The organism is Aeromonas sp. QDB14 (assembly GCF_027707845.1).
Classification (GTDB): Bacteria; Pseudomonadota; Gammaproteobacteria; order Enterobacterales; family Aeromonadaceae; genus Aeromonas; species Aeromonas caviae.
In genome coordinates, this window is sequence record NZ_JAPCJD010000203.1 from 1 (window position 1) to 795 (window position 795).

The window sequence follows — 795 nt, forward strand, 5'->3', positions numbered from 1 at the left end:
TGGCGATAAAATCAGATCACAAACGAAGCCTTTTTTATATCTATTTCAATTGGTTGCCGCTAAAGATCCTGTACATGAGTGAGGGTTATGGTGGCTATATGCTGGATATTGCTATTCAGATGACAGCCATATGGGGAAGATTACAGGCGCCTGAAATAACAGCAGAGTATGGAGTGACTACCACGGCTGGAGGTTGGCACGGGCTGATCCCCTCTCCCTTTGGGAGAGGGTTAGGGTGAGGGGAGCTGGCTGACCGGGTGTAGCAACCAGGCGGCATTACACCGCTGAATCTTCAGTTATTGAAATTCCACGCGATCGGCAGTTCGACGTCGAAGATAAGTGCATCCCCGTCGAGGCGAAAGGCCAGGCTGGTCTGGTGCTGGTCGTATTCGTTGATAATCAGGCAGCTCTCGGCGAAGTTGGACTCGTAGTTGATATGGGCCACTCCTTCACGGCCGTCAGCGAGTTCGATGCTGAGCACCCGCAGCGGGTTCTCCTGACTGAGGTTGACCCGGGTGTCCCCCACGTCCACCAGCCGTTCCAGCAGAGGGAAGAAATCTTGTCTGTGGGTCGTTATGGCCTGGGTGATGGCCTGCTCCAGCTCAGCCTGGGTGGCGAAGGGGCCGCCGAGTGGGTAGCGGGTCTGGATCCTTTCCTGAGTCATTGCGTTTCCTCCTGAACTGAGATGTGGCAACAGTTTGGCCGCTGCAGTGACCTGTCATGTACAGGATCTTTAGCTACAACCAATTGAAATAGATAGAAAAAAGGCTTCGTTTGTGATCTGATTTAATCGCA

At 53.0% G+C, this 795-nt stretch carries 2 protein-coding genes; one reads left to right on the forward strand and one right to left on the reverse strand.

The features are described from left to right. A partial coding sequence (locus PG887_RS22510) for a hypothetical protein (RefSeq protein WP_222847780.1) occupies positions 1–239 on the forward strand: 239 nt, incomplete at its 5' end. A 53-nt stretch (positions 240–292) separates the two neighbouring features. Here the strand turns inward: PG887_RS22510 and PG887_RS22515 are convergent. Next, positions 293–664 carry a hypothetical protein gene (locus PG887_RS22515; protein ID WP_004099020.1) on the reverse strand — a complete coding sequence of 124 codons (372 nt, stop codon included), beginning with the start codon at positions 662–664 and terminating at the stop codon, positions 293–295. Positions 665–795: the final 131 nt, after the last annotated feature.

Coding starts and splice junctions, on each gene's coding strand:
- PG887_RS22515 (WP_004099020.1), bottom strand. CDS start 664: ATGACTCAGGAAAGGATCCAGACCCGCTACCCACTCGGCGGCCCCTTC.